15 protein-coding genes and 1 tRNA gene are annotated in these 20,102 nt (G+C 66.8%); 15 read left to right on the plus strand and 1 reads right to left on the minus strand.

The genetic code is table 11. The annotated features are described in order from the left end of the window. The first annotated feature begins 286 nt into the window (after nucleotides 1-286). From ACFQPS_RS13605 to ACFQPS_RS13655, 11 genes are all read left to right on the plus strand, one after another. A tRNA-Trp gene (locus tag ACFQPS_RS13605) sits at nucleotides 287-362 on the plus strand. 107 nt (nucleotides 363-469) lie between these two features. After that, nucleotides 470-667, plus strand: a complete 198-nt coding sequence (gene secE / locus ACFQPS_RS13610) for a preprotein translocase subunit SecE (protein ID WP_377359775.1) — start codon at nucleotides 470-472, stop codon at nucleotides 665-667. A gap of 2 nt (nucleotides 668-669) precedes the next feature. Continuing rightward, nucleotides 670-1,200, plus strand: coding sequence for a transcription termination/antitermination protein NusG (gene nusG / locus ACFQPS_RS13615; protein ID WP_377359776.1), 531 nt, complete (start codon nucleotides 670-672; stop codon nucleotides 1,198-1,200). Between the two features lie 116 nt (nucleotides 1,201-1,316). Further along, a complete protein-coding gene (gene rplK / locus ACFQPS_RS13620; RefSeq protein ID WP_377359777.1) occupies nucleotides 1,317-1,751 on the plus strand; it encodes a 50S ribosomal protein L11 in 435 nt (144 codons plus the stop codon). A 4-nt stretch (nucleotides 1,752-1,755) separates the two neighbouring features. After that, nucleotides 1,756-2,463 (plus strand): 50S ribosomal protein L1, encoded by a 708-nt coding sequence (gene rplA, locus ACFQPS_RS13625; RefSeq protein ID WP_377359778.1) that lies wholly within the window; start codon nucleotides 1,756-1,758, stop codon nucleotides 2,461-2,463. A gap of 333 nt (nucleotides 2,464-2,796) precedes the next feature. Continuing rightward, nucleotides 2,797-3,315: a 50S ribosomal protein L10 gene (gene rplJ / locus ACFQPS_RS13630; protein WP_012565922.1), complete on the plus strand. Its 519-nt coding sequence runs from the start codon at nucleotides 2,797-2,799 to the stop codon at nucleotides 3,313-3,315. Nucleotides 3,316-3,360: 45 nt separating this feature from the next. Beyond that, the gene (gene rplL, locus ACFQPS_RS13635) at nucleotides 3,361-3,741 is read left to right on the plus strand and encodes a 50S ribosomal protein L7/L12 (RefSeq protein ID WP_012565923.1); all 381 of its coding nucleotides are present in this window, start codon (nucleotides 3,361-3,363) and stop codon (nucleotides 3,739-3,741) included. Between the two features lie 351 nt (nucleotides 3,742-4,092). Continuing rightward, nucleotides 4,093-8,286: a DNA-directed RNA polymerase subunit beta gene (gene rpoB / locus ACFQPS_RS13640; protein ID WP_377359779.1), complete on the plus strand. Its 4,194-nt coding sequence runs from the start codon at nucleotides 4,093-4,095 to the stop codon at nucleotides 8,284-8,286. A gap of 108 nt (nucleotides 8,287-8,394) precedes the next feature. Next, entirely contained in the window at nucleotides 8,395-12,687 is a 4,293-nt protein-coding gene (gene rpoC, locus ACFQPS_RS13645) for a DNA-directed RNA polymerase subunit beta' (RefSeq protein WP_377359780.1), read from the plus strand. A 204-nt stretch (nucleotides 12,688-12,891) separates the two neighbouring features. Continuing rightward, nucleotides 12,892-13,209 carry a helix-turn-helix domain-containing protein gene (locus ACFQPS_RS13650; RefSeq protein WP_377359781.1) on the plus strand — a complete coding sequence of 106 codons (318 nt, stop codon included), beginning with the start codon at nucleotides 12,892-12,894 and terminating at the stop codon, nucleotides 13,207-13,209. Further along, complete coding sequence (locus ACFQPS_RS13655) at nucleotides 13,200-14,435, plus strand: type II toxin-antitoxin system HipA family toxin (protein WP_377359782.1); 1,236 nt, start codon at nucleotides 13,200-13,202, stop codon at nucleotides 14,433-14,435. The genes ACFQPS_RS13650 and ACFQPS_RS13655 overlap by 10 nt, the downstream gene beginning before the upstream one ends. 333 nt (nucleotides 14,436-14,768) lie before the next feature. Here ACFQPS_RS13655 and rimO read toward each other — a convergent pair whose 3' ends face one another. Next, nucleotides 14,769-16,115: a 30S ribosomal protein S12 methylthiotransferase RimO gene (rimO, locus tag ACFQPS_RS13660; protein WP_377359783.1), complete on the minus strand. Its 1,347-nt coding sequence runs from the start codon at nucleotides 16,113-16,115 to the stop codon at nucleotides 14,769-14,771. A gap of 711 nt (nucleotides 16,116-16,826) precedes the next feature. Here rimO and rpsL point away from each other — a divergent pair. The 4 genes from rpsL to ACFQPS_RS13680 form a co-directional block, all read left to right on the plus strand. After that, nucleotides 16,827-17,198, plus strand: a complete 372-nt coding sequence (gene rpsL / locus ACFQPS_RS13665) for a 30S ribosomal protein S12 (protein WP_012565929.1) — start codon at nucleotides 16,827-16,829, stop codon at nucleotides 17,196-17,198. A gap of 12 nt (nucleotides 17,199-17,210) precedes the next feature. Continuing rightward, on the plus strand, nucleotides 17,211-17,681 hold the full coding sequence (gene rpsG, locus ACFQPS_RS13670) for a 30S ribosomal protein S7 (RefSeq protein ID WP_012565930.1): 471 nt from the start codon (nucleotides 17,211-17,213) through the stop codon (nucleotides 17,679-17,681). Nucleotides 17,682-17,733: 52 nt separating this feature from the next. After that, the gene (gene fusA / locus ACFQPS_RS13675) at nucleotides 17,734-19,806 is read left to right on the plus strand and encodes an elongation factor G (protein ID WP_377359784.1); all 2,073 of its coding nucleotides are present in this window, start codon (nucleotides 17,734-17,736) and stop codon (nucleotides 19,804-19,806) included. A 55-nt stretch (nucleotides 19,807-19,861) separates the two neighbouring features. Continuing rightward, nucleotides 19,862-20,102: GTP-binding protein (locus ACFQPS_RS13680; RefSeq protein WP_377359773.1), on the plus strand; the 241-nt coding region annotated here is incomplete at its 3' end.

Raw genomic sequence — 20,102 nt, forward strand, 5'->3', positions numbered from 1 at the left:
TCGCCATCCGCGAGGGCGGCCGCACCGTCGGCGCCGGCGTCGTCTCCAAGATCATCGAGTAGTCCTGCGCGCATCCGTGCGCCGGACAGCAAGGGCCGCCCATCGGGCGGCCCTTCGCTTTTTATAGAGAGTTGTTAAGATTTTCCGGGTTTGCGGCGATTCTGCCTGTTGCCTTCCGCGGCCACATGCGCTAGATACCCGCTCTCCCCGCAGCCTGACGGGGTGAGGGGCGTGTTGCCCGGCGGCTTCCGCCGTGGACAGGACGCCACCGGACAGAGTTCCGTTTAGGAGTGTAGCTCAACTGGTAGAGCACCGGTCTCCAAAACCGGGGGTTGGGGGTTCGAGCCCCTCCACTCCTGCCACTCTTCGGCGACGCCCCCTACGGGTGGCGCCAAGGGCGGTAGGCTGACACGGATCGGCTGAAGCGGATCAAACGAAGCACGCAACCAGAGTGGTGGCTCAAGCCGACATGGCGAAGACCAGTCCCGCCGAATTCATGCGCGAGGTCCGCCGCGAGGTGGCCAAGGTCACCTGGCCGACACGCAAGGAGACGACCGTGTCCACCGTGATGGTGTTCGTCATGGTGATCCTGGCTGCCATCTTCTTCCTGCTGGCCGACCAGTTCATCTCGTTCGCCATCCGTCTCGTCCTCGGGATCGGGGGCTGAGCATGGCGGCGCGTTGGTACGTGGTCCACGTCTACTCCGGCTTCGAAAAGAAGGTCGCCCAGGCGATCCGTGAGAAGGCCGCCCAGAAGGGCCTGGAAGAGAAGTTCGAGGAGATTCTCGTCCCCACGGAGGAGATCGTCGAGGTCCGTCGCGGCACCAAGATCAATGCCGAGCGCAAGTTCTTCCCCGGCTACGTGCTGGTGAAGATGGAATTGCAGGACGAGACCTGGCACCTGGTCAAGAACACGCCGAAGGTCACGGGGTTCCTGGGTGGCGGCGGCAAGCCGCAGCCGATCTCCGAAGGCGAGGCGATGCGCATCCTGAACCAGGTCAAGGAAGGCATCGAGCGGCCGAAGCCGTCGATCCAGTTCGAGGTGGGCGAGCAGGTCCGTGTCACGGATGGCCCCTTCACCTCCTTCACCGGCTATGTCGAGGAAGTCGACGAGGACAAGGCGCGCGTCAAGGTCGCGGTGTCCATCTTCGGTCGCGCGACCCCGGTCGAACTGGAATACGCGCAGGTCGAGAAAGTCTAGTTTCCAATGTCGGCCCCGCTTCGGCGGGGCCGGTTTTTGCGCGTGGGAGGCAAGCCATAGCCGCACCACGCATCCCGGCGGCCCCGCGGGGCGGGGCCGGCAACTGAGGACGTATCATGGCGAAGAAAATCGTCGGTTACATCAAGCTCCAGGTTCCGGCCGGCAAGGCCAACCCGTCGCCGCCGATCGGTCCGGCGCTGGGTCAGCGCGGCCTGAACATCATGGAGTTCGTGAAGCAGTTCAACGCCAAGACGGCCGACCTGGAACAGGGGATGCCGATCCCCGTGGTCATCACGGCCTATGGCGACCGTACCTTCACCTTCGTCACCAAGACCCCGCCGGTCACCTACTTCCTGAAGAAGGCCGCCGGCATCGACAAGGGCAGCTCGACCGTCGGTCGGTCCGGCCCGGTCGGTCGGGTGACCATGGAGCAGGTCCGCGACATCGCGACCAAGAAGATGAAGGACCTGAACGCCAACGACGTCGAGGGCGCCGCCCGCATGATCGTCGGCTCCGCCCGTTCGATGGGCATCGAAGTGGTGGAGGGCTGATCCCATGGCGAAGCTCGGCAAGCGCCTGAAGAAGGCCGTCTCGACCGTTGACCGCGACAAGTTCTACGCCCTCGACGAGGCCGTGAAGGCGGTCAAGTCCAACGCCACCGCGAAGTTCGACGAGACCGTCGAGATCGCGATGAACCTGGGCATCGACCCGCGTCACGCCGACCAGATGGTCCGTGGCATGGTGCAGCTCCCGAACGGCACCGGCAAGACCGTGCGCGTGGCCGTGTTCGCCCGCGCTGGCAAGGCCGACGAGGCCCTGGCCGCCGGCGCCGACATCGTCGGTGCGGAGGACCTGGCGGACAAGATCCAGGCCGGTGAGTTCAATTTCGACCGCTGCATCGCCACCCCGGACATGATGGGCGTGGTCGGTCGGCTCGGTAAGATCCTCGGCCCGCGCGGCCTGATGCCGAACCCGAAGCTTGGCACCGTGACCCCGAACGTCGCCGAGGCCGTGAAGGCCGCCAAGGGCGGCGCGGTGGAGTTCCGGGCCGAGAAGACCGGCATCGTGCATGCCGGCGTCGGCAAGGCCAGCTTCTCCGAGCAGGCGCTCGAAGAGAACATCCGCGCCTTCGTCACGGCCATCAACCGGGCGAAGCCGTCGGGTGCCAAGGGCACCTACATCGAGAAGGTTTCCCTCAGCTCCACCATGGGCCCGGGCCTCAAGCTCGACATTCCGGCCCTGGTCGCGTCGCTGGGCGGTTGATCCGAATTTCCCGCGGACGGGTGACCGTCCGCGGGACCGGGTGCTTCGGGGGCGACCCCGTGGCACCTACCCTGTCCGAGATTGCGGGCGCCGCGGCGGGCGTCTTCCGGCAACGGAACCCCGCCAACGCTTAATCGCCCAGCCTGCATGAGACGGGAGCAGAGCACGGAGTTTCCGGGTCGGACGGGTTTCCCGCCTCGCCTGGGCATGATGGCTTGTCGCTTCTGGGACAGGTGAACCGGGACCCGATCCGGTCGCCAACCGGAAAAGGTCTCAAGCGTGAACCGGGACGGGCGGCGTTCGCGCCGATCGTCCCAGTTTTGGAGGCGAACCGTGGACCGTACACAGAAGGAAGCGACGGTCGCGGCCCTTAATTCTTCCTTGCAGGAAGCCGGCCTTATCATCGTCACCAAGCAGAGCGGGATGACGGTGGCTGAGGTGACGGACCTGCGCCGGAAGATGCGGGCCGCTGGCTGCAGCTTCAAAGTGACCAAGAACCGGCTCGCCCGCATCGCCCTCAAGGGTACGCAGTTCGAGACGCTGGACGGCTTCTTCAAGGGCCCGACGGCGATCGCCTACTCGAAGGACCCGGTGGCGGCGGCCAAGGTGGCCGTCGACTATGCCAAGACCAACGACAAGTTCCAGATCGTCGGTGGCGGCCTGCCGGGGCTCAAGCTGGACAGCCAGGGCGTCGATGCCCTGTCCAAGCTGCCTTCGCTGAACGAACTGCGCGCCTCGCTGCTCGGCATGATCCAGACGCCCGCGACCCGTATCGCCGGCGTCCTTCAGGCCCCGGGCGGCCAGGTGGCCCGCGTTCTCGCGGCCTACGCCAAGAAGGACGAGGCGGCGTGAGCTGCCGATCCTGTACGACTCATACTGTGATTTCTGGAGACCATCATGTCCAAGCTTGAGAAGCTGGTTGAAGACCTGTCCGCCCTGACCGTCCTGGAGGCCGCCGAGCTCTCCAAGATGCTCGAGGAGAAGTGGGGCGTGTCCGCCGCTGCTCCGGTCGCCGTTGCCGCTGCTCCGGCCGCCGCTGCCGCCGCTGCCGCCCCGGTCGAGGAGCAGACCGAGTTCACCGTCATCCTCGTCGATGGCGGCGACAAGAAGATCAACGTGATCAAGGAAGTCCGCGCCATCACCAACCTCGGCCTGAAGGAGGCCAAGGATCTGGTCGAGGGTGCGCCGAAGACCGTCAAGGAAGGCGCGACCAAGGACGAAGCCGCCAAGATCAAGAAGCAGCTTGAAGAGGCGGGCGCCAAGGTCGACATTAAGTAAGTCCGATTTGAGCGACGTAGCGAACCACATTCCGACGCTGGACGGTGGCCGACCCGGAAGGGCGTGCCGCCGCCCGGCGTCGTCTGTCTTTTCCGGTGGGGGGCGCATCATCCCCGCCGGGCGCTTACCGCAGGCCGGGCCCGCGCCCAGCCTGCGGACCATAAGTCGCCGGAGCGGCCGCATCCTGTGGCCATCGGGTGACCGATTGACGTACCCGGCGCGGGCGAGCGGCGGCCCTTCGTGGCCTGCCGCCCGCGCCGATTCGCGTTTCGACCGCAGCGCCGGCCGGGCAGGGCAGTCCGGGCGGAGTTGCCGGGCGCACTGAACCGGGCGAGTTCACGAGAGGCACTGATGGCCAAGTCGTTCACGGGACGTAAGCGAATCCGCAAGAGCTTCGGGCGCATCCCCGAAGTGACCCGCATGCCGAACCTCATCGAGGTGCAGCGGAGCTCGTACGACCACTTCCTCCAGATGGACGTACCGCCCGAGAAGCGCGCCAACGTCGGGCTTCAGGAAGTCTTCAAGTCGGTCTTCCCGATCAAGGACTTCTCCGAACGTGCCGTGCTCGACTTCGTGCGCTACGAGCTGGAGCAGCCGAAGTACGACGTGGAAGAGTGCCAGCAGCGCGGGATGACCTTCGCCGCGCCGCTGAAGGTCACGCTGCGCCTGACCGTGTTCGACGTGGACGAGGATACCGGCCTCAGGTCCATCCGGGACATCAAGGAGCAGGACGTCTACATGGGCGACATGCCGCTCATGACGGCGAACGGCACCTTCATCATCAATGGAACCGAGCGGGTCATCGTTTCGCAGATGCACCGGTCTCCCGGTGTGTTCTTCGACCATGACAAGGGCAAAACCCACAGCTCGGGCAAGTACCTCTTTGCCGCACGGGTGATTCCGTACCGCGGCTCCTGGCTGGATTTCGAGTTCGACGCCAAGGACATCGTCTATGTCCGCATCGACCGGCGCCGCAAGCTGCCGGCGACGACGCTGCTGTACGCGCTCGATGGCGCCGACTCGGCCGAGCTGCGCGCCGAGCGCCGCGCGCTGGGCAAGGACCTGCTGCCCTACGAGGCGCAGGGCATGGCGAAGGAGGAGATCCTCGGCTACTTCTACGAGACCATCACCTACCAGCGTGCCGCCGACGGCTGGAAGACCGGTTTCGACGCCGAGCGCATGAAGGGTCAGAAGCTGCTGACCGACCTCGTCGATGCCCGCACCGGCGAGGTGCTGGCCAGCCGCGACACGAAGCTGACCCCGCGCCTGATCCGCAAGCTCCAGGACCAGGGCTTGCAGGAGATCAAGGTCGCCATCGAGGACATCATCGGCCGCTATCTCGCCATCGACATCATCGACGAGAAGACCGGCGAGGTGATCTACGAGGCGGGCGACGAGCTGAGCGCCACCGCGCTGGAGCGGCTGGAGAAGATGGGCGTGGAGGAACTGCCCGTCCTCAACGTCGACCACCTGAACATCGGCGCCTACATCCGCAACACCATGGCGGCGGACCGCAACGCCAGCCGTGAGGATGCGCTGATCGACATCTACCGCGTCATGCGTCCGGGCGAGCCGCCCACGCTGGAGAGCGCGGAAGCCCTGTTCGCTGGCCTGTTCTTCGACCAGGAGCGCTACGACCTGTCCGCGGTTGGCCGCGTGAAGATGAACGCCCGTCTCGGCTTCGAGACGGACGATCAGATGCGCGTGCTCCGCAAGGAGGACATCCTCAAGATCCTCAAGATCCTGGTCGAGCTGAAGGACGGCCGCGGCGAGATCGACGACATCGACCACCTGGGCAACCGTCGCGTCCGCTCCGTCGGCGAGCTGATGGAGAACCAGTACCGCGTCGGTCTGCTGCGCATGGAGCGTGCGATCCGCGAGCGCATGAGCTCGGTCGAGATCGACACGGTGATGCCGCACGACCTGATCAACGCCAAGCCGGCCGCGGCGGCGGTGCGCGAGTTCTTCGGCTCGTCGCAGCTCTCGCAGTTCATGGACCAGACCAACCCGCTGTCCGAGATCACGCACAAGCGTCGTCTCTCGGCACTCGGGCCGGGCGGTCTGACCCGCGAGCGCGCCGGCTTCGAGGTGCGCGACGTCCATCCCACCCACTACGGCCGTATCTGCCCGATCGAGACGCCGGAAGGCCCGAACATCGGTCTGATCAACAGCCTCGCCACCTATGCCCGGGTGAACCAGTACGGCTTCATCGAGAGCCCGTACCGCAAGGTGATCGACGGCCGCGTGACGGACGAGGTGGTCTATCTCTCCGCCATGGAGGAGGGCCGCTACACCGTCGCCGAGGCGAACGCCCCGCTGGACGCCGGCAACCGCTTCGCCGACCCGCTGGTGTCGTGCCGCAAGGGCGGCGAGTACCTGCTGGTCCGCCCCGACATGATCGACCTGATCGACGTGTCGCCGAAGCAGCTCGTCTCCGTCGCCGCGGCGCTGATCCCGTTCCTGGAGAACGACGACGCCAACCGCGCGCTGATGGGCTCGAACATGCAGCGGCAGGCCGTGCCGCTGATCAAGGCGGACAGCCCGCTGGTCGGCACCGGCATGGAGGCCACGGTGGCCCGCGACAGCGGCGTGACCATCGTCACCCGCCGCGCCGGCATCGTGGACCAGGTGGACGCGACCCGCATCGTCATCCGCGCGACCGAGGACACCGATCCTGCGGCGCCCGGCGTCGATATCTACAACCTGCTGAAGTTCCAGCGTTCCAACCAGAACACCTGCATCAACCAGAAGCCGCTGGTGAAGGTGGGCGATCGGGTCCAGAAGGGCGACATCATCGCCGACGGCCCGTCGACCGACCTGGGCGAGCTGGCCCTGGGCCGCAACGTGCTGGTCGCGTTCATGCCCTGGAACGGCTACAACTTCGAGGACTCCATCCTCATCTCCGAGCGGATCGTCCGCGATGACGTCTTCACCTCGATCCACATCGAGGAGTTCGAGGTCATGGCCCGCGACACCAAGCTGGGCCAGGAGGAGATCACCCGCGACATCCCGAACGTCGGTGAAGAGGCGCTGAAGAACCTCGACGAGGCCGGCATCGTCTACATCGGCGCCGAGGTCCGCCCGGGCGACATCCTGGTCGGCAAGGTGACGCCGAAGGGCGAAAGCCCGATGACGCCGGAAGAGAAGCTGCTGCGCGCCATCTTCGGCGAGAAGGCGTCCGACGTGCGCGACACCTCGCTGCGGCTGCCGCCCGGCGTCGCCGGCACGGTGGTGGAGGTGCGCGTCTTCAGCCGCCGCGGCGTGGACAAGGACGAGCGCGCACTGGCCATCGAGCGGGCCGAGATCGAGAAGCTCGCCAAGGACCGCGACGACGAGAAGGCGATCCTGGAGCGCTCCTTCTACACCCGCCTGAAGGAGCTGCTGCTCGGCCAGCGCACCGTCAGCGGCCCGAAGGGCATGAAGGGCGGCGAGACGATCACCGACGAGACGCTGGCCGGCCTCACCCGCGGCCAGTGGCGGCACATCTCGGTCGAGAACGACCAGGTCATGGAGATCATCGAACAGACCGGCAAGGTCTTCGACGACTCCGTGCAGCGCTTGCAGGAGCGTTTCGAGAACAAGGTCGAGAAGCTGCAACGCGGCGACGAGCTGCCGCCCGGCGTGATGAAGATGGTCAAGGTCTTCGTCGCGGTGAAGCGCAAGCTCCAGCCCGGCGACAAGATGGCCGGCCGTCACGGCAACAAGGGCGTCATCTCCCGCATCACCCCGATCGAGGACATGCCGTACCTGGAGGACGGGCGGAACGTCGACATCGTCCTCAACCCGCTGGGCGTGCCCTCGCGCATGAATGTCGGGCAGATCCTGGAGACGCATCTGGGCTGGGCCGCCGCCGGCATCGGCCGCCAGATCGGCGAGATGCTGGACCGGATGCGCGCCGCCACCGTGGAGGCGGCCGACAAGGCCAGGACCGCGGAGGATCTCAAGGAGCGTCTGCGCAGCATCTATGGCGAGGCCGTCTACGAGAGCGACATCGCCCCGATGTCGGAGGCCCAGCTGATGGAGCTGGCGGGCAACCTGCGCCGCGGCATCCCGTTCGCCACGCCCGTCTTCGACGGTGCGCGGGAGGACGACATCTGCCGCATGCTGGAGGCCGCCGGGCTCGACCGCTCCGGCCAGTCGACGCTGATCGACGGCCGCACGGGCGAGCCGTTCGACCGCAGGGTCACGGTCGGCTACATCTACATGCTGAAGCTGCACCACCTCGTCGACGACAAGATCCACGCCCGCTCCATCGGCCCCTACAGCCTGGTCACCCAGCAGCCGCTGGGCGGTAAGGCCCAGTTCGGTGGCCAGCGCTTCGGCGAAATGGAGGTGTGGGCCCTGGAGGCCTACGGTGCCGCCTACACGCTCCAGGAGATGCTGACGGTGAAGTCGGACGACGTGTCCGGCCGCACCAAGGTCTACGAAGCCATCGTCCGCGGGGACGACAACTTCGAGGCCGGCATCCCCGAGAGCTTCAACGTGCTGGTCAAGGAACTGCGGTCGCTCGGCCTGAACGTCGAGCTGAACCAGCGGACCTACTGATCGTCCGGATCGTCACGCGGGCGGGGTGGCTGACAGCGCCCCGCCCGACCCGAGTTTCGCCCCGATTTTTCGCCAGGGCGCTCAGCCCACCCCGAGGGGAGACGGCACATGAACGAATTGATGAACATCTTCGGCCAGCCGCAGGGGCCGCAGAGCTTCGATCAGATCCGCATTTCGATCGCCAGCCCGGAGCGCATCCGCTCCTGGTCCTTCGGTGAGATCAAGAAGCCCGAGACGATCAACTACCGGACCTTCAAGCCGGAGCGCGACGGCCTGTTCTGCGCCCGCATCTTCGGTCCGATCAAGGATTACGAGTGCTTGTGCGGCAAGTACAAGCGCATGAAGTACCGGGGCATCATCTGCGAGAAGTGCGGCGTCGAGGTCACCTTGTCCAAGGTGCGCCGCGAGCGCATGGGGCACATCGAGCTGGCCTCGCCGGTCGCGCACATCTGGTTCCTGAAGAGCCTGCCGTCGCGCATCGGCCTGCTGCTCGACATGACCCTGAAGGATCTGGAGCGGATCCTCTATTTCGAGAACTATGTCGTCATCGAGCCGGGCCTGACCGACCTGAAGCTCCATGAGCTGCTGTCCGAGGACCAGCTCCTGGACAAGCAGGACAAGTTCGGCGAGGACGCCTTCACCGCCAAGATCGGCGCGGAGGCCATGAAGGACCTCCTGGCCAACCTCGACCTGATCGAGGAGAAGGCCACCTGCCGCGAGGAGCTGAAGGAGACCGCCAGCGAGGCCAAGCGCAAGAAGCTGGTCAAGCGCCTGAAGCTGATCGAGGCGTTCCTCGGCCCGTCGCAGGAGGTCGAGGATGTCGGCGCCTATGAGCGCTTCGAGGGCTACAAGGAGCGGATCGAGCGGCCGGACGCCCGCCCGCTGTTCAAGATCTTCCCGGACGCGACCCGTCCGGAATGGATGATCCTTGAGGTCGTGCCGGTCATCCCGCCCGAGCTGCGCCCGCTGGTGCCGCTGGATGGCGGCCGCTTCGCCACGTCCGACCTGAACGACCTGTACCGGCGCGTCATCAACCGAAACAACCGCCTGAAGCGGCTGATCGAGCTGAAGGCGCCGGACATCATCGTGCGCAACGAGAAGCGCATGTTGCAGGAGGCGGTCGACGCGCTGTTCGACAACGGCCGCCGCGGCCGCGTCATCACCGGCGCGAACAAGCGCCCGCTGAAGTCCATCAGCGACATGCTGAAGGGCAAGCAGGGCCGCTTCCGTCAGAACCTGCTGGGTAAGCGCGTCGACTATTCCGGCCGTTCGGTCATCGTCGTCGGTCCGGAGCTGAAGCTGCACCAGTGCGGCCTGCCGAAGAAGATGGCGCTGGAGCTGTTCAAGCCCTTCATCTACGCCAAGCTGGAGCTGTACGGCCTCGCCTCCACCATCAAGGCGGCCAAGCGCATGGTGGAGAAGGAGCGGCCGGAGGTCTGGGACATCCTGGAGGAGGTCATCCGCGAGCACCCGGTCATGCTGAACCGGGCGCCCACGCTGCACCGTCTCGGCATCCAGGCGTTCGAGCCGACCCTGATCGAGGGCAAGGCGATCCAGCTCCACCCGCTGGTCTGCACCGCCTTCAACGCGGATTTCGACGGCGACCAGATGGCCGTGCACGTCCCGCTGAGCCTTGAGGCCCAGTTGGAAGCGCGCGTCCTGATGATGTCCACGAACAACATCCTGTCGCCCGCCTCGGGCCGGCCGATCATCGTGCCCAGCCAGGACATCGTGCTGGGTCTCTACTACATCACGATGGAACTGCCCGGCATGGTCGGCGAGGGCATGGCCTTCGGCACCATCGGGGAGATCGAGCACGCGCTGGCCTCCAAGGCGGTCAGCCTGCATGCCAAGATCCAGTGCCGCTACAAGACGGTGGACGACGAGGGCAAGCCGATCACCGTGCGCGTGACGACGACCCCGGGCCGCATGCTGCTGTCCGAGATCCTGCCGCGTCACCCGGCGATCAAGTTCGAGCTGATCAACCGGCTCCTGACCAAGAAGGAGATCGGCAACATCATCGACGTCGTCTACCGCCACTGCGGTCAGAAGGAGACGGTGATCTTCGCCGACCGGCTGATGAAGCTGGGCTTCTCCAACGCCTTCAAGGCCGGCATCTCCTTCGGCAAGGATGACATGGTCATCCCGGCCGAGAAGGAAATCCTGATCCGCGAGGCGCAGGACCGGGTGAAGGAGTACGAGCAGCAGTATCTGGACGGTCTGATCACCCAGGGCGAGAAGTACAACAAGGTGGTGGACGTCTGGTCCGAGACGACCGAGAAGGTCGCTTCGGCGATGATGAAGGTGATCGAGCAGCCGAAGTCCGGCGTCGGGGTGAACTCCGTCTACATGATGGCCCACTCCGGTGCGCGCGGTTCGGCGGCCCAGATCAAGCAGCTTGCCGGCATGCGCGGCCTGATGGCCAAGCCGTCCGGCGAGATCATCGAGACGCCGATCATCTCGAACTTCAAGGAAGGCCTGACCGTGCTGGAGTACTTCAACTCCACGCACGGCGCCCGTAAGGGTCTGGCCGACACGGCGCTGAAGACGGCGAACTCGGGCTACCTGACCCGCCGTCTCGTCGACGTGGCCCAGGACGCGATCATCGTCGAGAATGACTGCGGCACCACCCGCGGCATCACCATGAAGGCCGTCATCGACGGCGGCGAGATCGTGGTGCCGCTGGGCGAGCGTATCCTTGGCCGTACCGTGTCGGTGGACATCATCCACCCGCTGACGGGTGAGATGCTGGTCGCGGCCGGCGACATGATCACCGAGCGCGAGGTCGAGGTGATCGAGCGCGCCGGCATCGACAGCGTCCACATCCGCTCGGTGCTGACCTGCGAGACCCGCGACGGCGTCTGCGCCCAGTGCTACGGGCGTGACCTCGCCCGCGGCACCCGGGTCAACATGGGCGAGGCCGTGGGTGTCATCGCCGCGCAGTCGATCGGCGAGCCGGGTACGCAGCTCACCATGCGTACCTTCCACATCGGCGGTGCCGCCCAGCGCGGTGCCGAGCAGTCCTTCATCGAGGCGACCCTGGACGCCAAGGTGCTGGTGAAGAACCGCAACCTCGTCATGAACTCCGAGGGCGTGCCGGTGGTCATGGGCCGCAACTGCGAGCTGGCCCTGCTCGACGACCAGGGCCGCGAGCGGGCGCGCCACCGCGTCCCCTACGGCGCCAAGCTGAACAAGGCACTGGCGACCGACGGGGCGATGATCAAGAAGGGCGACCGTCTGGCCGAGTGGGACCCGTACACCCTGCCGATCCTCACGGAGAGGGAGGGTATCGCCAACTACGTCGATCTGGTGGAGGGCGTGTCCGTCCGCGAGGTCGTCGACGAGGCGACGGGCATCAGCTCCAAGGTCGTCACCGACTGGCGCCAGCAGCCGCGCGGTGCGGACCTGCGGCCGCGCATCACCCTGCGCGACGAGACGGGTGAGGTGGTGAAGCTGCCGAACGGGCTGGAGGCGCGCTACTACATGAGCGTGGACGCCATCCTGTCGGTGGAGAACGGGGCGAGGGTCCGGGCCGGCGACGTGCTGGCGCGTATCCCGCGCGAAAGCTCCAAGACCCGCGACATCACCGGCGGTCTGCCGCGCGTCGCCGAACTGTTCGAGGCGCGCCGTCCGAAGGACTTCGCCATCATCTCGGACATCGACGGCCGGGTGGAGTTCGGCAAGGACTACAAGACCAAGCGCCGCATCGTCGTCCGCAATGACGAGACGGGCGAGGAGAAGGAGTACCTGATCCCCAAGGGCAAGCACATCTCCGTGCAGGAGGGTGACTATGTCCAGAAGGGCGACCTGCTGATGGACGGCAACCCGGTGCCGCACGACATCCTGGCCGTCATGGGGGTCGAGAGCCTGGCGAACTACCTGATCAACGAGATCCAGGACGTCTATCGACTGCAAGGCGTGAAGATCAACGACAAGCACATCGAGGTGATCGTCCGCCAGATGCTCCAGAAGGTCGAGATCACGGACCCGGGCGACACCACCTTCCTCGCCGGCGAGCAGGTGGACCGCACCGAGTTCGATGAGGAGAACCGTCTGGTCCAGCAGCGGATGAACGAGGGCGAGCAGGATCTGCGCTTCGCCATCGCCAAGCCGGTGCTGCAAGGCATCACCAAGGCCTCGTTGCAGACCCGCTCGTTCATCTCGGCGGCGTCGTTCCAGGAGACCACCCGCGTCCTCACCGAAGCGGCGGTGCAGGGCAAGGTGGACAATCTGGAGGGCCTCAAGGAGAACGTCATCGTCGGCCGGCTCATCCCGGCGGGCACGGGCTCCGTGGTCAACCGGCTCAAGCAGATCGCGGCCGAGCGCGACAAGGCGCTCCAGCTCGCCGACGGGGAGGACGAGACGCCCGCCCTGGCGGAGGGTGGCGAGGCCGCGGCCTGAGGCCGCCCACGTCCATAGCGTTGATGAAGGGCCGTCCCGCAAGGGGCGGCCCTTTTTCTTTCCGGTCGCCGGATCGGAAGCGGTGCGGTGACCGGTGCCGCCAGTGGGACAGGCGGCCCGCGTGGCTGTCGGACGGACCTGTATAATCGCTCTCTCGTGGGCTATTATGGCCCATAGAGCGTATTAACAGTTCATGGATGAGCAATGCTCTACACGGCGCCCGAGATCTGCCGCCGGGTCGGTGAGCGCGTCCGGGCCCTCCGGCTCGCCCAAGGCCTGAGCCAGTCGGTTCTGGCCGAGCGCGCCGGCGTCAGTTTCTCCACCTACCGGCGGTTGGAGGCCACAGGTCAGGTCTCCTTCGCCGATATCGTCCGCACCGCCCTTGCGCTGCGGGCGGAGGACGGGCTGCTGGAGCTTTTCCCGGCTCCGGAGTACGCAACCCTGGACGAGGCCCTGAAGCAGACCGCGCCCGGACGCCGACGCGCCCCGCGGCGCGGCAAGGGGGCGGATGAATGCGCCTGAAACCAGGAAACCCGCTGACCGTTTCCCTGCGCTGGTCCGCCGCGGAGAACCTCACCGTCGGCCGGTTGGCGGCTCTCCGCGGGACGGCGATCCTGGAGTTTGCACCGGGGTTCGGAGCGACCGGCGTGCAGATCGACCCGCTACGTTACCCGGCGGGGCCCGGCCTGCATCCCGCCCGCACGCGGCACTTCGGGGGGCTGCACGGTGTGTTCGCGGACAGTCTGCCCGATGGCTGGGGGCGGCTCCTGCTGCACCGTCGGCTGGCCCGTGCCGGTATCCGCATCGACGATCTGGACCCGGTGGACCTGCTTGCCCTGGTGGGCGCTGCCGGTCGGGGAGCGCTGGTCTATGAACCCGCCATCGCCCCCGATGATGGAGAGGACGGCGGTTTCGACCTGGATCAGCTTGCCGCGGGGGCTGCGGCGATCCTGGAGGGCCGCGAGAGCGACCTGATCGAGATTCTGGCCAGGCTGGGCGGCAGTTCTGGAGGCGCCCGGCCGAAGGTGCATGTGGGCTTCGACGGCACAGGCCGGATTGTCTGCGGGGAGGGCGATCTGCCCGGCGAGGCAGAGCCCTGGATCGTCAAATTCCGCGCGGCCGAGGACCCGGAGGATATCGGTCCGATCGAAATGGTCTATGCGGAGATGGCGACCGCCGCGGGGCTGGAGATGGCCGAGTGCCGGCTGATCCCGGCGGAGAGGGGGCCGGGCTATTTCGCTACGCGGCGCTTCGATCGGGTGGCGGGCGGTGGACGGCTGCACATGCTGTCCCTGTGCGCTGCACTGGAGGCGCCCTATGGCGTGACCGCAGCCAGCTACGACACCTTTCTGCGCGCCACGCTCGCCCTCACGCGATCCGCAGCGGATGTGGCGATGGCATTCCGGCGCATGGTGTTCAATGTTCTGGCCCACAACCGCGACGACCATATCCGCCAGCACAGCTATCTGATGGACCGGCATGGGCGCTGGCGGCTGGCCCCTGCCTACGACCTGACTTTCTCCCGCGGGCCCGGGGGAGAGCATTATCTGGACGTGGAGGGGGAAGCCCGGCAGCCGACGGTGGAGAACATGCTGACCCTGGGGCGGCGGCATGGGCTGAAGGACCGGCAGATGGCCAGCATCCTGGACGAAGTGCGCGGAGGGGTGGCGCGCTGGTCCGGGCTTGCGGGGGTGTACGGGGTGGGAAGAGACATGCGGACCGAGATTCAGCGCGTCCTGTCACGCTGATGCGCCATCATCCGTCTTCTGCCCCGAAGCCCTGGCCGCCCCCCCCAAGCCCTGGCCGCCTGCTGCCGGGACGGCTGAGCGGGAAGGGAAATGGGATTGCAAATGCGAATGACTAGCATTACAAGGATGCGGCGGCCGGCGGCGTCGAGGCCAGGAGACCGGGGCTGAGGCGGGCGGGCGCCACGCCGCAGTCCCGCCGGGTCCGACGGTGCCGGCCGAACGCTCGTGCCCGGCCGCCGGGGTCGTTGCGCCGCAGTGTCTCCGCCTGCGCGCGCTCGCTGCCGACCCCGCGGCCGGGCGCTTTTTCCTGAGATCCCCCGCGGCTCTGACCGGTCAGTCCCGCTCGGCCCAGACGTCGTAGGCGTCGGTGGCGAAGACAGTGGCCTTGACCAGATCGCCCGGCTTCAGGTCCGTCTCACCGTTCAGGAAGACGTTGCCGTCGATCTCCGGCGCATCGGCCCAGGAGCGGCCGGTGGCGCCGTCCTCGTCCACCTCGTCGATCAGCACCTCGATGCTGCGGCCGACCTTGGCCTGCATGCGGGCGTCGCTGATCGCCTGCTGGTGCTGCATCAGCCGGTGCCAGCGCTCCTCCTTCACCGCATCGGGCACGGCGCCGGGGAGGTCGTTGGCCCTGGCGCCGGCCACCGGCTCGTACTGGAAGCAGCCCAGCCGGTCGATCTGCGCTTCCGTCAGCCAGTCCAGCAGGAACTGGAAGTCCTCCTCCGTCTCGCCGGGGAAGCCGACGATGAAGGTGGAGCGCAGGGTCAGGTCGGGGCAGCCGGCCCGCCAGCCCTTGATCCGCTCCAGGATGCGCTCATGGTCGGCAGGGCGGCGCATGGCCTTCAGCACCCGCGGGGAGGCGTGCTGGAAAGGGATGTCCAGGTAGGGCAGGACCTTGCCCTCGGCCATCAGGGGGATGACCTCGTCCACATGCGGGTAGGGGTAGACATAGTGCAGCCGCACCCAGGCGCCGAGCTGTCCCAGCTCCTGGCAGAGATCAAGGAAGCGGGCGCGGACGCTGCGGTTGCGATGGCGCGACTCCGCATACTTCAGGTCCACGCCGTAGGCCGAGGTGTCCTGCGACACCACCAGCAGTTCCTTCACCCCGGCCTTCACCAGCTTCTCCGCCTCGGCCAGCACCAGATTGGCCGGCCGGCTGACCAGGTCGCCGCGGATGGAGGGGATGATGCAGAAGGTGCAGCGGTTGTTGCAGCCCTCGGAAATCTTCAGATAGGCGTAGTGCCGCGGCGTCAGCCGCAGCCCCTGGGGCGGCACCAGATCCAGGTACGGGTCGTGCCGCGGCGGCACCACGTCATGCACGGCGGCCACGACCTGTTCGTACTGGTGCGGGCCGGTCACCGCCAGTACCTGCGGATGCGCTTCCCGGATCAGCTCGGCGTCCTTGCCCAGGCAGCCGGTGACGATGACCCGGCCGTTCTCCTTAATGGCCTCACCGATGGCGTCCAGGCTCTCGGTCTTGGCGCTGTCCAGGAAGCCGCAGGTGTTCACCAGGACGACGTCGGCCCCGTCGTAGGAGCCGGAGATCTCATATCCCTCCGAGCGCAGCTTCGTAAGGATGCGCTCGCTGTCCACCAGCGCCTTCGGGCAGCCGAGGGAAACGATGCCCACCTTGGGGGCGGGGGCCAGGGTCTTGGCGGCCGGGGCGGCGGTCTCTGACATGGGGCGGTCACTCTGCTGGAAACCGGCGCTATATAATGCGGATTGCGCCCGCGTGCCATGCCGTGCCGTGCGGTCGTGGTCATGTCTGACCCGCGGGTGCTGCCGGCGGACTCGGGACCTCGGGCCGTCCGCTGGACGGGCCGTCGGGTGGGAGAACGCCGTCGCGGGCTGGACCCGGCGTCCTCCATCGGGTAGGAGAATGGCGGGGGCATGGATCCGTGGCGTGCCGCGGGCCCCCGCCCGGGTGTGGCGGACCCCGTTCCGGATGTGCCGGACCTGCCCGGGAAAGCCGCGCCGGGCCTGGACCTCGATCCCGCCGGAGCCCTGCGTCGCCGTGCGGCGACCCCTGCGGAAAACGGCGGCGTGCGGCCCCGGTTGCGCTTGACGCCCCCCTGTCACCCCAATATATTCCGCGGACCGTTTTCGGGGGGCAGGCTGTAGGCCGTCCCGGCCATCCGCAGACCGCGGTGGCTCGGGCGGGCTAGACGCTGCCCCAACGGACGTTCCGGTGCCCCGTGCCCGTGGAACGTATCCGCGCGGACCCCCCGAAAAAGTGAGATAGCCGACCCCGAGTCCTTGTTCGGACGGCGTTCGACAAATGCCCGCGCGAGGCTGGTTCGCTTCGCATGCGGGTGTTTTCGTCGTTCGGCAGGAATCGGGCCTGTGAATATGGGAAACACCCCCGTCTGGGGACAAAGTAAAGGGCGGTAGATGCCGACGATCAACCAGTTGATCCGCAAGCCCCGTGCGCCGCTTGTGGCTCGCGACAAGGTTCCGGCGCTCCAGGAGTGCCCGCAGAAGCGCGGCGTCTGCACGCGCGTCTACACCACCACGCCGAAGAAGCCGAACTCGGCGCTCCGTAAGGTCGCGCGCGTCCGGCTCACCAACGGCTACGAGGTGATCAGCTACATCCCCGGCGAGGGCCATAACCTCCAGGAGCACTCGGTCGTCATGATCCGTGGCGGCCGCGTGAAGGACCTTCCCGGCGTGCGTTACCACATCATCCGCGGCGTGCTCGACACGCAGGGCGTGAAGGACCGCAGGCAGCGCCGCTCGCTCTACGGCGCGAAGCGTCCGAAGTAAGGAGATTTTCAGATGTCTCGTCGTCGCAAGGCCGAGAAGCGCGAAGTTCTGCCCGACGCCAAGTTCGGCGATGTCGTGCTCACGAAGTTCATGAACTGCCTCATGTACGACGGCAAGAAGTCCGTCGCCGAGTCCATCGTCTACGGGGCGCTGGACCGGATCGAGGCGAAGGCGAAGCAGAACGCTCTGCAGCTCTTCCATGACGCGCTGAACAACGTCCGCCCGTACCTTGAGGTCCGTTCCCGCCGCGTCGGCGGTGCGACCTACCAGGTTCCGGTCGAGGTCCGCTCCGAGCGTGCCCAGGCCCTGGCGATCCGCTGGATCATCTCCGCTGCCCGCGGCCGGTCCGAGGACACCATGACCGAGCGCCTCTCCGCCGAGCTGCTGGACGCCGCCAACCAGCGCGGCACGGCGGTGAAGAAGCGCGAGGACACGCACCGCATGGCCGAGGCGAACAAGGCCTTCTCGCACTACCGCTGGTAACCGGCTGATCCCGCAATCCCGTCCGACAGGGTTCGTCGGCGCAGAGAACGCAATGTCCCGCTCCCATCCACTCGACTGCTATCGGAACATCGGCATTGCCGCGCACATCGATGCCGGCAAGACGACGACGACCGAGCGCATCCTGTACTACACAGGAAAGTCGTACAGGATCGGCGAGGTGCATGAAGGCACCGCGACGATGGACTGGATGGAGCAGGAGCAGGAGCGCGGGATCACCATTACCTCGGCGGCGACGACCTGCTTCTGGCGCGAGCACCGCATCAACATCATCGACACCCCGGGCCACGTCGACTTCACCATCGAGGTGGAGCGCAGCCTGCGGGTGCTCGATGGTGCGATCGCGGTGTTCGACAGCGTCGCGGGTGTGGAACCGCAGTCGGAGACCGTGTGGCGGCAGGCGGACAAGTACCGCGTGCCGCGCATGTGCTTCGTCAACAAGATGGATCGGATCGGGGCGGATTTCTTCCGCACCGTCGAGATGATCCGCGACCGGCTGGGGGCGAACGCTGCCGTGTTGCAGCTCCCGCTGGGCGTGGAGGCCGACTTCGCCGGCGTGATCGACCTGGTGAAGATGAAGGCCGTCATCTGGAAGGCCGAGACCCTCGGGGCCGAGTTCTACGAGACCGAGATCCCGGAAGGGATGCGCGCCCAGGCGATCGAATACCGGACCCGTCTGGTCGAGCAGGCCGTGGAGCTGGACGATACCGCGACCGAGGCCTTCCTGGAGGGCGTCGAGCCAGACGAGGCGACTCTGCGGGCGCTGATTCGCAAGGGCACGATCGCCCTGCGGCTGGTCCCGGTGCTCTGCGGTTCGGCCTTCAAGAACAAGGGCGTGCAGCCGATGCTGGACGCGGTGGTGGATTACCTGCCGTCGCCGAAGGACATCGAGGCCGTGCGCGGCGTCGCTCTGGACGGGGCGACGGACGTGCGGCCGACCGACGATGCGGCGCCGTTCTCGGCGCTGGCGTTCAAGATCATGAACGACCCGTTCGTCGGCACGCTGACCTTCGTCCGCGTCTATTCGGGCACGCTGCAAGGCGGGTCCTATGTGCTGAACCCGGGCAAGGAAGAGCGTGAGCGCGTCGGCCGGATGCTGCTGATGCACGCCAACACCCGGGAAGAGATCAAGGAGTGCTTCGCGGGCGACATCGTGGCGCTGGCGGCCCTGAAGGGCACGACCACCGGCGACACGCTGTGCGATCCCGCGCACCCGATCGTGCTGGAGCGGATGGAGTTCCCCGAGCCGGTGATCGAGGTGGCGGTCGAACCGAAGACGAAGGCCGACCAGGAGAAGATGTCCACGGCGCTGCAACGGCTGGCCGCCGAGGACCCGTCCTTCCGTGTCGCCGTCGATCCCGAAAGCGGGCAGACGGTGATCAAGGGCATGGGCGAACTGCACCTGGAGATCATCGTCGACCGCATGCGCCGCGAGTTCAAGGTGGACGCCAGTGTCGGCGCGCCGCAGGTCGCCTACCGCGAGACGATCACGCAGCGCGCCGAAGTGGACTACACCCACAAGAAGCAGACCGGCGGGTCGGGCCAGTTCGCGCGGGTGAAGCTGGTGTTCGAGCCGCTGAAGCCCGGTGAGGGCTTCCGCTTCGAGAACAAGGTCGTCGGCGGCACAGTGCCGAAGGAATTCGTCCCCGGCGTGCAGAAGGGTCTGGAGTCGTCCAAGGACAGCGGCGTCGTCGCCGGCTTCCCGGTGATCGACTTCCGGGTCGAGCTGGTGGACGGTGCCTACCACGACGTGGACAGCTCGGTGCTGGCGTTCGAGATCGCCAGCCGTGCGGCGTTCCGGGAAGGCGTGCAGAAGGCCAGGCCGGCCCTGCTGGAGCCGATCATGCAGGTCGAGGTGGTGACGCCCGAGGATTACATGGGCGACATCATCGGTGACCTGAACAGTCGGCGCGGGCAGATCACCGGCATGGACCAGCGCGGCAACGCGCGCGTCATCGAGGCCATGGTCCCCCTGGCCAACATGTTCGGTTATGTCAACACCCTGCGCTCCATGAGCCAGGGGCGTGCGCAGTATACGATGCAGTTCGACCACTATGAGCAGGTGCCGCAGGCCGTCGCGGATACGATCCGCGCCAAGATGGCCTGAAGGGTCTTAACCGGATCACTGGGCGCCCACGGGATCAAAGAAGGACGAGAGAGCCATGGCGAAGGCAAAATTCGAGCGGACGAAGCCGCACTGCAATGTCGGGACGATCGGTCACGTCGACCACGGCAAGACGTCGCTGACGGCGGCGATCACGAAGGTGCTGGCGAAGACGGGCGGAGCCACGTTCACGGCGTACGACCAGATCGACAAGGCGCCTGAGGAGAAGGCGCGCGGGATCACGATTTCGACGGCGCACGTTGAGTACGAGACGACGAACCGGCACTACGCGCACGTGG

The organism is Rhodocista pekingensis (genome assembly GCF_042665545.1).
GTDB lineage: Bacteria > Pseudomonadota > Alphaproteobacteria > Azospirillales > Azospirillaceae > Rhodocista > Rhodocista pekingensis.